This is a genomic window from Noviherbaspirillum sp., assembly GCF_035654295.1.
Taxonomy (GTDB): domain Bacteria; phylum Pseudomonadota; class Gammaproteobacteria; order Burkholderiales; family Burkholderiaceae_D; genus Noviherbaspirillum.
Genome location: NZ_DASRXF010000152.1, coordinates 62,817 through 73,951, shown reverse-complemented (window position 1 = coordinate 73,951; position 11,135 = coordinate 62,817). Strand labels below are relative to the sequence as shown.

The 11,135-nt window shown below is 63.1% G+C and carries 12 protein-coding genes; 4 read left to right on the top strand and 8 right to left on the bottom strand.

Annotated features, from left to right (window positions below; all coding sequences use genetic code 11):
• From nosZ to VFF99_RS15275, 6 genes are all read right to left on the bottom strand, one after another.
• A partial coding sequence (gene nosZ / locus VFF99_RS15300) for a TAT-dependent nitrous-oxide reductase (RefSeq protein WP_325019361.1) occupies positions 1-1,640 on the bottom strand: 1,640 nt, incomplete at its 3' end.
• 251 nt (positions 1,641-1,891) lie between these two features.
• Positions 1,892-2,266, bottom strand: coding sequence for a putative zinc-binding protein (locus VFF99_RS15295; protein ID WP_325019359.1), 375 nt, complete (start codon positions 2,264-2,266; stop codon positions 1,892-1,894).
• A gap of 8 nt (positions 2,267-2,274) precedes the next feature.
• Entirely contained in the window at positions 2,275-2,754 is a 480-nt protein-coding gene (gene ubiT, locus VFF99_RS15290; protein WP_325019357.1) for a ubiquinone anaerobic biosynthesis accessory factor UbiT, read from the bottom strand.
• 70 nt (positions 2,755-2,824) lie between these two features.
• Positions 2,825-3,715 carry a ubiquinone anaerobic biosynthesis protein UbiV gene (gene ubiV, locus VFF99_RS15285; RefSeq protein WP_325019355.1) on the bottom strand — a complete coding sequence of 297 codons (891 nt, stop codon included), beginning with the start codon at positions 3,713-3,715 and terminating at the stop codon, positions 2,825-2,827.
• 12 nt (positions 3,716-3,727) lie between these two features.
• A complete protein-coding gene (ubiU, locus tag VFF99_RS15280; RefSeq protein ID WP_325019371.1) occupies positions 3,728-4,723 on the bottom strand; it encodes a ubiquinone anaerobic biosynthesis protein UbiU in 996 nt (331 codons plus the stop codon).
• A gap of 45 nt (positions 4,724-4,768) precedes the next feature.
• Complete coding sequence (locus VFF99_RS15275) at positions 4,769-5,905, bottom strand: NAD(P)H-dependent flavin oxidoreductase (protein WP_414691545.1); 1,137 nt, start codon at positions 5,903-5,905, stop codon at positions 4,769-4,771.
• A 308-nt stretch (positions 5,906-6,213) separates the two neighbouring features.
• Between VFF99_RS15275 and VFF99_RS15270 the strand changes: the two genes are divergently transcribed.
• From VFF99_RS15270 to VFF99_RS15260, 3 genes are read left to right on the top strand one after another with little or no spacing between them, the layout of a single operon-like run.
• On the top strand, positions 6,214-6,660 hold the full coding sequence (locus VFF99_RS15270; RefSeq protein WP_325019353.1) for a hemerythrin domain-containing protein: 447 nt from the start codon (positions 6,214-6,216) through the stop codon (positions 6,658-6,660).
• Entirely contained in the window at positions 6,657-6,878 is a 222-nt protein-coding gene (locus tag VFF99_RS15265) for a DUF2249 domain-containing protein (protein WP_325019351.1), read from the top strand. Before VFF99_RS15270 ends, VFF99_RS15265 begins: the two co-directional genes overlap by 4 nt.
• Positions 6,879-6,880: 2 nt before the next feature.
• Positions 6,881-8,170 (top strand): hypothetical protein, encoded by a 1,290-nt coding sequence (locus VFF99_RS15260; RefSeq protein ID WP_325019349.1) that lies wholly within the window; start codon positions 6,881-6,883, stop codon positions 8,168-8,170.
• Positions 8,171-8,268: 98 nt separating this feature from the next.
• On the opposite strand, the gene VFF99_RS15255 is transcribed toward VFF99_RS15260, so the two are convergent.
• Positions 8,269-8,952, bottom strand: a complete 684-nt coding sequence (locus tag VFF99_RS15255) for a Crp/Fnr family transcriptional regulator (RefSeq protein WP_325019347.1) — start codon at positions 8,950-8,952, stop codon at positions 8,269-8,271.
• Positions 8,953-9,199: 247 nt separating this feature from the next.
• Between VFF99_RS15255 and VFF99_RS15250 the strand changes: the two genes are divergently transcribed.
• Positions 9,200-10,528, top strand: a complete 1,329-nt coding sequence (locus tag VFF99_RS15250; RefSeq protein ID WP_325019345.1) for an NAD(P)/FAD-dependent oxidoreductase — start codon at positions 9,200-9,202, stop codon at positions 10,526-10,528.
• Here the strand turns inward: VFF99_RS15250 and VFF99_RS15245 are convergent, their stop codons facing one another.
• Positions 10,529-10,987 (bottom strand): Spy/CpxP family protein refolding chaperone, encoded by a 459-nt coding sequence (locus tag VFF99_RS15245; protein WP_325019343.1) that lies wholly within the window; start codon positions 10,985-10,987, stop codon positions 10,529-10,531.
• Between the last annotated feature and the right edge of the window lie 148 nt (positions 10,988-11,135).

The window sequence follows — 11,135 nt, the reverse complement described above, 5'->3', positions numbered from 1 at the left end:
TCGACGCCCATGTTTTCCGGCGTGACCTTGTTCGCAAAATCGTCCAGGTTGTAGATCTTGCTGGTCTTCACCACGTCGCGGCGCACGATGATGCCGTCGTGCGGTTCCGGGTACGCAGTGTGGTCCGCGATCAGGCGCAGTTTCTCGCCGCTGATGTCGATCAGCTGCTCCGTTTCCGGGTGCAGCGGGCCAACCGGCAGGAAGCGGTCCTTCGAGAACTTGTTGCCCGAGTTGAAGTACTTGCCGTCGGCTTCCTTGGTCTCGCCCATGGAGGCGAAACCGTGGCCCGGCTGGTAGTGCACGTCGATGCGGTCGACCACGTACTTGGCGGACTTGTCGCCCTTGGCGAAAGCGATTGCCTTCTCGATGTTCCACTTCACGAGCTGGCTGTCGAGGAACAGCGAGGTGTAGGCATTGCCCTTGCCGTCGAAACCGGTATGCAAGGGGCCCAGGCCGAGTTCCACTTCGGCGACGACTGCATCGCGTTCCTTCGCCAGTTCGCCGGCGAACCACTTGTGCACTGCTGCCAGTTCGATCACGGTGCCCGTGGGCGACAGCTTGCCGGAGCAGACGAAGTACTTGCCGTCCGGGCTGGCGTTGACGCCGTGCGGGTTCTTGCCGACCGGGACGTAGCAGGTCACGGCGGTCTTCGGATCGCTGTTGGCTGCCTTGCGGCCGTCGACGACCGGCACCTTGGACTTGCCGATGGTGGTGAACTTGCCTTCCTTGACCAGCTTCTCGATGCGCTCGACATTGAGGAACACGCAGGCATCGTGTTCGGAAGACATCATGCCGCCCAGTTCCGCCGAGTTCTCGACGTTGTACTGGTTGGATGCCACCAGCTTGCCGTCATAGGAGGTGGCGGTCAGGTCCATGTTGCCGTCCACGCGCACCTGCCAGCGGACTTCCATCGACTCCGCATCGACGCAGGTGAACAGCGCGCCCCACTTGCTCGGATCGTCGAGATCGCGGCCGTCGTTGGGCAGCGGGCAGTGGAATTCGGCGCCGCAGAATACGCGGGTGGTGTAGTTGATCTTCGGATCGACCGGGTCGCACTTGTCCGGGAAGATGCCGTGGAAGCCCATCACGTTGGGCAGCTCGGTGATCTTGTCGACTTCCATCGTATCCATGCGGATGCGGGCGACGCGGGAGTGGATCTTGTCGTTGACGAACAGCCAGCGGCCGTCATACGTGCCGTCCTTGTAGCTGCCGTGCACGTGGTGGGTATCGCCGGTGGTGTACTTCAGGCTGCCGTCGGGATTGGTGCCGATGATGGCCTTGGATTCGTTGGTGATGCCCCAACCGACCATCGGGTCGATGTTGAACACCGGGATGCGGCGCAGTTCGCGTCCGGACGGAACGCCGATGATGCGCACTTCGCCGGAGTGGCCGCCGCTGGAGAAATGGTAGTACTCGTCGAGCTGGCCGGGATGCACTTCGCCGCCGAGCTGTGCGTGCGCGGCTGCAGGCGCCGCGGCAGTACCGCCGGTGGCCGCCTTGGCGTCATCCTTGCAACCCGTGAGGCCCATCGAAACACCTGCGCCTGCCAGACCGAGCAACGCGCTGCGGCCGAGGAAGCGACGACGGTTTTCCAACTGCGGCGCGTCTTGTTTGATCAGGTCTTGCTTGTCCTTACCCATTTTAGGTTTTCTCCAACATGTGGCTACTACGAATCAAATGCGGGAATGTGCATTACCGCGGTTGTGTACTACTTGCCGCGCATTCTCCGTTTTGATGCATGGAAAGTACATGATTTGGATCAAAGTTCTCCGAGGTACTTTTTCGTGCCGCATGAGCGTTGAAAAACACAGATGCAAGCCATGCAAAAACGCGATGAGGGAGAGTGTCGAAAAGACAGCGCGCTGCGGTGTGCAGCGATGAAGACAATGCGTCAGGCGTCGGGTGCAGTGACCAGGCGAGTCACTTCCGCGGTCACCGATTCCACCTGCTCCGCATCGAAGTCGGTGTGATAGCGTTTTTTCACGCCATACTCATGCAGCTGCAGATACCAGCGCGGCGCAATGCCGTGCCGCGCGAGCGAGCTTTTCACGCAGGCGAGCACGCAGCCGTCGATGCCGACAATCGGCCTGCCCGACTTGGCGATCTTGAGCAGGTGCGGCACATCGCCGCCCACGCCGGCGATGCAGGACATTTCAGCAACGCCCTGGCGATCCAGTTGCAATGCCACCTGGTTCGCCGTCTGCGCGGCGCTGGAGCAGCCGGAGCAGGAATACACCAGCGGCAGGTCGGGGTTGCGCGCGGCCATGGGTGCGATCAGGACTGCTCGTTGCCGCCGCCCGGCTTGATGCGGCCGAAGACGCGTGCGGGAGCGAGTTTGCCGAGTTCGAAGACCGGCAGCTCGATGGCGTCGAGCGTGTTCTTCACCAGCAGGCCAAGTTCGGTGTCGCCTTCCATCGAGAGGCGGCGGCTGAAGAACAGCGTGTCCGGATCTTCCTGGCGGCGTGCGAGCAGCAGGAAATCATGCGCACTCGCACCGATGGTGAGATCGGGTTCCCCCTGGTTGCTGCCGGCGACGAAACGGCCGCCGCTCCACAGGAAGTCGAAGGACAGGCGCGCATCGGTGACCTTGATGCGCAGCTTCTTGCCGGACAGCGATTGCTGCACGTCGGCGGGCAGGTTGCTCTTGAGCGCGAGGTTCAGGCCGGTCGCGAACAGGAAGGAGCCGGGATACACCGGCAGCAGCGACAGCAGCTTGCCTACGGGCTCGGGCAGGACGAAGCGGTTGGGGGTCATGTGGGTACCTTTTTATGGAGGCGGGGTGCTGGTGGGTTTCGCTGCGCGCTACCCACCCTACGGACTCTGGTCAGGCTACCATGCGGTCGAGGCCGGGCTTGCCGTACCAGTAACCGTTGCACGGCTGCTCGGGCATCAGTGCTTCCATTTGTTTCAGTGCATCGGCGCCGCTCAGCTTCTTGTCCAGCACTTCGCGGAACAATGTCGCGATGGCTGCCGTGTTCTGCGCCTGCGGGCTGATGCGCGCAATGTCCACGCCGAGTTCTTCCATCGCGCCCAGTTCGGCCACGAGGTTGTACACCAGCGCCGATTGCGTCTGGATGCCGTTGAGCGTGAGGAAATGCTGGCTCTCGCGGGTCTTCAGCGGCAGGCCGTCCGGGTATTCCATGCACGCGAACTGGCAGTCGTCCTTGGGCAGGTTGCGGTGACGCGCGGTGAAGCAGCGCGCGGAGAAGGCGAGCGGCATGCGGCCGTAGGCGAACACCTCGGTTTCGATGCCCGCGGGGCGGTCCTTCTGGATGTGCGAGAGACCGTCGCGGCTCATTTCAAGCGGCATCACCCAGCGCTTGGCACCGGTCTCGGCCATGAACTGCAGCGTCGGCGCGTTGAATACGTTGAGGTGCGGGCCGGCGACGAACGGTGTTTTCCCGGCGACGCAGTTCACCGCGCCCATGTCGTTGGCTTCGACGCCGTAGCGGCCGTTTTCCGTGATCCGGTGCAGCGTGCCGATGTCGGTCTTGGACTCCAGCAGCGCCTGCGTGGACAGCACGACTTCCTTGCCGGCCGCAGCCAGCATGTCAGCGATGTCGATCCAGTCGGACAGGCGCAGCTCGCGGCGTCGCGAGCAGACGGCTTCGCCGAGGTAGACGATGTCGACCGGCGCGTTCGCCATTTCCTGGTAAAACTCGAAGACGGTATTGCGCGGCCAGAAGTAGAGGATGGGTCCGAGCGAAAGCTTCATTGTCGTTTTCCTTTACTTCCAGGGGCGGTGATAGGCGCCCAGCGTGTGCTGCTGCCCTTCCGCGACCTTGTTGAGCTCGGACATCCACAGCGGCTTCACCGAGTAGCGCTGGGAGCTGTCGAGCGCGTTGTCGATGGCTTCGCGCCATACCTTGGTCACCTGCGCGACGTAGGCAGGGCTGCGCTGGCGGCCTTCGATCTTGATCGCGCGCACGCCGAGCTGCAGCAGCTGCGGCAGCAGTTCCAGCGTGTTGAGGCTGGTCGGCTCCTCGATCGCGTAGTAGTTTTCGTCGTTGACGTCGAAACGGCCCTTGCACAGGGTCGGGTAGCCGGCGTTCTCGCCTTCCTCGTAGCGGTCGATCAGCACGCCGTTCAGGCGCGACTCCAGTCCCTTCGGCGTCTGCTGCCAGCGCACCGCCTTGGCCGGCGAGCATACGCCGTGCGTGTTCGGCGCTTCGCCGGTCACATAGGACGAGAGCGCGCAGCGTCCCTCCACCATCACGCACAGGCTGCCGAAACCGAATACCTCGATTTCCACCGGTGTGTTTTGAGTGACGTACTCCACCTGCTCCATGGACAGCACGCGCGGCAGCACGGCGCGCTGGATGTTGAAGCGCTTGTGGTAGAAGTTGATCGCTTCGAAGTTGGTTGCCGAGCCCTGCACCGACAGGTGCAGGCGCAGCTGCGGATACTTGTTGGCGGCGTATTGCATCAGGGCCGGGTCGGCCAGGATGATGGCGTCGATGCCGGCCTGCGCCGCGCGGTCGACCGCGGTACGCCACGGTGCCCAGTTTTCTGCCTGCGGATAGGTGTTCAGCGCGAGCAGCACCTTGCTGCCTTTGCCATGGGCGTAGCGGATGCCTTCCGCGATCGCGTTGTCGTCGAAGTTCAGGCCCGCGAAGTTGCGCGCGTTGGTCGCATCGCGGAAGCCGAGGTAGACGCAATCGGCACCGTTATCAACGGCGGCCTTCAGCGCGGGCAGGCTTCCCGCCGGCGCCACGAGTTCCATCTGTGTCGTTGTCTGCTGCACGAGTTTTTCCCTGATAAAGCCTGCTCAGGCTGGCGTCGCGGCGGCACAAGCCGGGTTCGTTGCGCTGCTGTCAATCGTCTTTTCCGGACGCTTGCCAGACAGCAGGAACTCGATCAGTTCGCGCACGGAACGGATCTCGCTGCCGAACGGAAGCTTCTCGGAGCCGCGGAAGAACAGGCCGCGCTTGACGTCGCCTTCCAGCGCAAAAGCGAGCTGGGTATCGATGCAGAACTGGCCTGCCTTGGCGATGCCGTCGCGCAGGCCGCACTGCGCGAGGCAGTCGAAGCCGACGGTGCACTGCTTGGGGCCGGCCTTGCTCTGCAGCTTGGCTTCCTTCTCGAGGTAGTTCACCAGCCACGGGGTACGCACGCCGCGCGCCGGCAGGCCGGCCACGCTCATGAAGGTGACGATGTCTTCCGGCTTCGCTTCGGCGAGGATCTTCTTGAAGTTGATGTGCGCGTCGCCCTCTTGCGTGACGGCGAATGCGGTGCCGAGCTGGATCGCGCTGGCGCCCATCTTGAACAGCTCGCGCACCTGCTCATGCGAGTTGACGCCGCCGGCGGCGATGAGCGGAATGCGCTCGCGCTCGATGCCGAGTTCCTTGAACAGTTCCAGCGTGCCTTCCAGCACGGCGGGGAAGGCGAAGTGCGGCGCGTCCACGTCCTCGGGCTTCGATGCGCCGAGGTGGCCCGCTGCGTATTTCGGGTTTTCGATGACGATCGCGTCCGGCAGGCGGTTCTTGCGCATCCACTTCTTCATGATGAGCGCAATGCCGCGCACGTCCGACAGGATCGGGATCAATGCGACATCGGGATAGTCGACGGTGAGTTCCGGCAGGTCGAGCGGCAGCCCGGCGCCGACCACCACGGCGTCGATGCCGCTTTCGCAAGCCTGCTTCACATACGATGCATATTCGGCAACCGCGCGCATGATGTTCACGGCGACCATGCCGTTGCCGTCGGCGATGACCTTGGCGGCCTTGATTTCGCGGTCGAGCGCGATCAGATTCGCGCGGTCGATGAGTTCCTTGTTGCGCGACTTGCCGGTCTGCGCCATCAGGTCCGGGTGATGGCGGCGCAAGTCCACGCTGGAAATGGTGCCGACGCCGCCCAGGCGGGCGACATTGCCGGCAAGCCGGTGGGCGGAAACGCCCACGCCCATGCCCCCCTGCACAATGGGAAGCAGGGGCCGACCCCTGACGTTAAAGGTTTCAAAAGCAGTCTTCAGCACAGAGGTCCTTCCAGTTCCGATAAGCAACGAGCGAATGTAGCAAATGGCTTTTGCAATTTGTTTGATCTCAGTCAAGTAATCCGGACTTGCCTCTGCTAGGCATTGCCGCCGGGTTTTCGTGGCAATTTTGCTCACTGTAGTCGTTGGCGCGCCTTTCATTCCTTAACCTGAATCAAGGATTGCCGTTTGGCCCCGGCGTCACAATCCGCCTTACAGTCCACCTCTCCCGAAAGACGCCAATGGAAACGATTTCCCGCCACCTCGGCACCGACCACAAGCGCTGCGACGACTTCTTCGCGCAAGCCGAGACTGCCGTTGCGGCCACGCTGTGGACCAATGCCGAACAGGCAATGCAGGCCTTCTGCGAATCGCTCGAACAGCATTTCGCGATGGAAGAACAGGTGCTCTTTCCGGAATTCGAAGAGGCGACCGGCAGCCGCCAGGGGCCGACCGCCGTCATGCGCATGGAACACGGGCAGATGCGTGAGGTCATCTCAATGCTGAACGAGTGCCTCGCCAAGCGCGACGCGGACGGCTTCCTCGGCTACTCGGAAACCTTGAACACCCTCATGCAGCAGCACAACATGAAAGAAGAAAGCATCCTCTATCCGATGTCGGACCGCGTGCTCGCCGGCCGCCAGGACGACATCATCGGCGCCATGCGCGGGATCGGGATCGCGTCATGAGCGCCGACATTATCGACATCGACGTCTGCGGCCTGGAGCCGCCGGAGCCGCTGGAGCGCGTGCTCGATGCGCTCGGCAGGCTGCAGCCCGGCCAGCGCCTGCGGGTGCTGATCCCGCGCGAGCCGATTCCCCTGTACGGCATCCTCCAGCGCAACGGCTACCAGCATGAAACGAAGAGCCGCGAGGATTACCTGTATGAAGTCCTGATCTGGCAGTAGCGATGCAGCGCGTCCTCTCGTTCGAACAGACGCCGGGGCTGGCGGTGCCCTTGCGCTTCTTCCTCACGGCGCCGGCCTTCGGCATCCTCGCGGGCCTCCTGCTGGCGTGGACGGGGCCGGCGATGTTCGTATCGCGGTGGACACCGGACGCGCTCGCATTGACGCACCTGCTGACGCTGGGCTTCCTCGGCATGTGCATGCTCGGCGCCCTGCTGCAGATCCTGCCTGTCGTGTCGGGCATCGAGATTCCTTATACCAACCGCACCGCGGCCAGCGTGCATGCACTGCTCGGCGCGGGCGCGCTTGCGCTTTCCTGCGGCTTCTTGCACGCTTCGCCGCTGCTGATCCGCATCGCCATGCTGATGCTGGGATCGGGATTCGGCTGGCTGCTGCTGATCCTGTTGAAACGGGTGTGGAGCGCGCCGCATGCCGCGCCGATGCTGGTGGCGATACGCCTGGCCTTGAGCGCCCTCGCCGCCGCCGCCGGCTTCGGCATTGCCGCGGCCGCCGGTTTCGCGTGGCCGCTCTCCCTGCCCCTGCTGCTGATCACCGACCTGCATGTATCGTGGGGCTTGCTCGGATGGCTGGGCCTGCTGGTGGCCGGCGTCGCCTACCAGGTAGTGCCGATGTTCCAGGTGACGCCCGTGTATCCGCAGTGGATGACGCGCGGATTTGCCTGGACGGTGTTCGTGCTGCTGGTGCTGCGCAGCGCGGCGGCGATCGACGGCAGCCGCTCCGAGCCCTGGTTCACTGCCCTGCTCATCCTTGCCTGGATGGGGTTCGCGATGATCACGCTGAACCTGCTGCGGCAGCGCAAACGGCCCAAGCCGGATGCAACGACGTTTTTCTGGCGCACCTCGCTGATCAGCATTCTCGCCGCTGGCGTGCTGTGGGCGGCGGGAACCGTCTTCCCCGCGCTCGCGCAGCACCCTGCCTATCCGTTTGTGCTGGGGGCGCTGGTGATCGCGGGCTTCGGCTATTCCGTCATCAACGGCATGCTGTACAAGATCGTACCCTTCCTGGTGTGGTACCACCTGCAGAACCGGCTCGCGGGCGCCGCGAAGGTGCCCAATGTGAAGCAGATCCTGCCGGACCGGGATGCGGAGCGGCAGTTTTTCCTGCATCTGCTGGGGCTTGTGCTGCTGGTGGCGGCGCCGGTGCTTCCCGTGCTCGCGCAGGCGGCGGGCATCGTGCTGGCGGTGTCGTCCACCTGGCTGTGGGTGAACCTGCTGAAGGCGGTGCGGACCTACCGGGAGCTGTCGCTGGGGACGTCCAAGTTGAAGCCAGCCTAATTGGGTGCCGCATTCTGTCTGCGGGCACCTTCCGTTCAATTTCTCACACGCCCATTCCCCGTCATTCCCGCGAAGGCGGGAATGACGGCACAACCCTGCTAACGCCCCTCGTACGAGCGAAGCTTCTCGATGTCGAGGATGGTGATGGTGCGGCCATCCACCTGAATCATCTTCTTGACCACAAGATCATGCAGGATGCGTGAAAAGTGCTCCGGCGTCAGGTTCAGCCGCGACGAGAGCACCGTCTTGCTCACCGCGAGCGTGATCTGGTCCCCGTCATGCTGCGCCTCGGACTTCAACAGGTAGCCGATCACGCGCTGCGCGCCGGAACTGAGCGAGTAGGCTTCCACATCCGAGATCAGCCCGTGCAGGCGCCGACTCAGCCCGGCCAGCATCTTGCGCGCAAACTTCGTGTCGCGCTCCAGTTCATCGAACACCGCCTGCTTCGGCACATGCAGCAGCAAGGTGTCGGCCAGCGCCTGCGCGGTGACGATGTAGGGCTTTTCCATGAACATCAGCGCCTCGCCGAAGCTATGCCCCGGCCCGATGATCTCCACCACTTTCTCGTTGCCGTCCGGTGAGGTGAAAGCGAGCTTCACTTGTCCGTAGATGACGATATGGAATCCCGCGCAGGGATCGCCGCGGCGGAAGATCACCTCGCCCTTGGCGACATGGCTTTCGACGACGCAATCCGCGATCTGCTTCAACTCCCCGGGCGCAATCTCGTTGAACAGAGGCAGCTTGTTCAGGAACTCTTCGACCTTGATTTTCGGGCCAGCCATCGTCACCTCGGTGCAGTAGCGGTGCCGGAACGGCCGGCGAAAGGGTTGTTCATTGTTATCCTTGTGATAGGTGGTCGCGACTGTAGCAAACAGATTCACCAGTTTGTTTGATGTGAATCAATCGTTCCCGGGCGATCATAGAACGGCTTTACCCGTCGTACCAGAGGAGGATGACCGGCATTTCCCGGAGAAATGTCACCATCATAATAAAATCATCCTGATCCCGCCTTTCCGAAAGGAGTTCCATTTGAGCAAACAGCCAGAGGTATCCCTCCATCATATTGTGGTTGTCGGCGGAGGCGCCGGCGGACTTGAGCTGGCCGTCCGGCTGGGCAAGACGCTTGGCCGCAAGAACAAAGCGCGCATCACCTTAGTCGATGCGGCCCGTACCCATTTGTGGAAACCGCTGCTGCACCAGGTCGCAGCCGGCACGATGGACAGCCACGCGGACGAACTGGAATACCTCGCCGTCGCGCGCGCCAACCACTTCACCTTCCGGCTCGGGAGCATGGACGGACTGAACCGCGCCGCCAAGGAAATTTTCCTCGCACCGACCTACGACGAAGAAGGCGTGGAGATCCTGCCGCGCCAGACGATCAAGTATGACACCCTGGTTATGGCCATCGGCAGCCAGACCAACGACTTCAATACGCCCGGCGTGCACGAGCACACGATCATGCTCGACTCCACGGGATCTGCCGAGCGCTTCCACGAGCGGTTGATCAACTCTTGCCTGCGCGCGCAGGCCAGAGCAAAAGCCCCGGGCGAAGGCCGCTTCACGGTGACCATCATCGGCGGCGGCGCGACCGGGGTCGAGCTGTCGGCGGAGCTGCACCTGACGACGAAGGTGCTCTCCAGCTACGGCATGGCCAATTTCGATCCGGAGAAGGACTTGAAGATCGTGGTGGTGGATGCCGCGCCGCGCATCCTGAGCGCGCTGCCGGAGCGCCTGTCCGGCGCGGTTGCGCACGAGCTGCGCGAGCTGGACATCGATATCTACACCAATGAACGCGTGGTAGAGGTGCGCAAGGATGGCGTGCAGATGGCGAGCGGCAAATTCATCCCGAGCGGGATCGTGGTGTGGTGCGCCGGCATCAAGGTGCCGGACTTCCTGAAAGAGATCGACGGACTGGAAACCAACCGCATCAACCAGCTGGTGGTCCACCGCACGATGCAGACGACGCGCGACCCGTCGATTTTCGCGATGGGCGATTGCGCCGCCTGTCCGCAGGGCGAGGGCCAGCCCATGGTGCCGCCCCGCGCGCAGGCAGCCCACCAGCAGGCCAGCACACTGGCCAAATCCCTGCGCCGGATGCTGGAAGGCAAACCGCTGCTGGAATTCACCTACCGCGACCGCGGCTCGCTGGTCTCGCTCGGCGATTACAGCGCGGTAGGCAGCCTGATGGGGGCGGTTGCGCGGGGTTCAGTCTTCGTCGAGGGCCACATCGCCAAATGGATGTACTGGTGGCTGCACAAGAACCACCAGATCGCCGTCAACGGCTGGTTCCAGACCTGGCTGGCGACCTGGGCGGAAACCATCGACTGGGTGCGCAACCCTCGCATCAAACTCCACTGATCAGGAATGGCCGCGGTGGTGGCGGTGCCCCATTCCGGGCTTGAACTCGTCGTCGAAGATTTTCTTCTGCTCGGGCGTCAGCACCGCATAGAACTCCTTGGTGGCCGCGATACGGTCGGCCATGCGCTTCTGGTTGTCCTGCATGAAGCCGTACATCCTTTCCATGCGCTCCGGCGCCGGCAGCTTTTCGATCTCGGCACGGTCGGGGCGCTGCGCCGGCGCAACTGGCTTGATCCGGTCGACGTAAGCCTTCCAGGCGCCTTCCTGGTTGGCGTTCAGTTTCAGCTTGTCATGCAGCGCCGACTGGCGCTTCTCGAAACGCTCCGCCATCTTCTCAGGCGAGTGGTGGCCCGCACCCCGCGGCCCGCAATCCGGCCGCTGCGCATGGGCAGCCAGGGATCCTGCGCCTAGGGTTGCGGCCATCACACCGATCAGGAAACGCTTGCGAAATGTGGTCATGATTCTTTCCTTCTTCACTGGTTGAATTCGTGCCCTTTGCACGGTTCCCATGATGCGGGGAAAATGTATCAACGCCATGTCGTCCGCCGTCGATGTTGTAGCAGCAAGTAGCGAACGCCGGCGCTTTGTATCGTTCTGTATCGGCTGC

Excerpts from the sequence above, each read along its gene's own strand:
- VFF99_RS15295 (WP_325019359.1), bottom strand. The coding sequence starts at position 2,266 with ATGGCCGCGCGCAACCCCGACCTGCCGCTGGTGTATTCCTGCTCCGGC.
- ubiT (WP_325019357.1), bottom strand. The coding sequence starts at position 2,754 with ATGACCCCCAACCGCTTCGTCCTGCCCGAGCCCGTAGGCAAGCTGCTG.
- ubiV (WP_325019355.1), bottom strand. The coding sequence starts at position 3,715 with ATGAAGCTTTCGCTCGGACCCATCCTCTACTTCTGGCCGCGCAATACC.
- ubiU (WP_325019371.1), bottom strand. The coding sequence starts at position 4,723 with ATGGAACTCGTGGCGCCGGCGGGAAGCCTGCCCGCGCTGAAGGCCGCC.
- VFF99_RS15275 (WP_414691545.1), bottom strand. The coding sequence starts at position 5,905 with ATGGGCGTGGGCGTTTCCGCCCACCGGCTTGCCGGCAATGTCGCCCGC.
- VFF99_RS15270 (WP_325019353.1), top strand. The coding sequence starts at position 6,214 with ATGGAAACGATTTCCCGCCACCTCGGCACCGACCACAAGCGCTGCGAC.
- VFF99_RS15265 (WP_325019351.1), top strand. The coding sequence starts at position 6,657 with ATGAGCGCCGACATTATCGACATCGACGTCTGCGGCCTGGAGCCGCCG.
- VFF99_RS15260 (WP_325019349.1), top strand. The coding sequence starts at position 6,881 with ATGCAGCGCGTCCTCTCGTTCGAACAGACGCCGGGGCTGGCGGTGCCC.
- VFF99_RS15255 (WP_325019347.1), bottom strand. The coding sequence starts at position 8,952 with ATGGCTGGCCCGAAAATCAAGGTCGAAGAGTTCCTGAACAAGCTGCCT.
- VFF99_RS15245 (WP_325019343.1), bottom strand. The coding sequence starts at position 10,987 with ATGACCACATTTCGCAAGCGTTTCCTGATCGGTGTGATGGCCGCAACC.